Origin of the sequence: Neisseria sp. HMSC068C04 (assembly GCF_001810105.1) — a bacterium.
Taxonomy (GTDB): domain Bacteria; phylum Pseudomonadota; class Gammaproteobacteria; order Burkholderiales; family Neisseriaceae; genus Neisseria; species Neisseria flavescens_B.
Genome location: NZ_KV799996.1, coordinates 1 through 309, shown reverse-complemented (window position 1 = coordinate 309; position 309 = coordinate 1). Strand labels below are relative to the sequence as shown.

1 protein-coding gene is annotated in these 309 nt (G+C 49.2%); it reads left to right on the top strand.

The features are described 5' to 3' along the window. The coding region (locus HMPREF2700_RS09475; protein ID WP_210389898.1) for a collagen-flanked surface repeat-containing protein at positions 1-309 on the top strand (309 nt) is incomplete at both ends.

Sequence of the window (309 nt, the reverse complement as noted above, 5' to 3'; positions counted from 1 at the left end):
ACAACGGCAACGGCACTCACACTGTAACCATCACTGACGGCGAAGGTAATACCACTACTACCATCGTTAAAGATGGTGCAACTGGTGCCAAAGGTGATACCGGTGCTAAAGGTGACCAAGGCGATAAAGGCGTCAAAGGCGACAAAGGCGATAAAGGTGACCAAGGTATTAAAGGTGACCAAGGCGCTAAAGGCGACAAAGGCGATAAAGGCGACAAAGGTGATACCGGTGCTAAAGGTGACACTGGTGCAGACGGTAAGAATGCTAAAGCCGATGTTAAAGACAACGGCAACGGCACTCATACTGTAA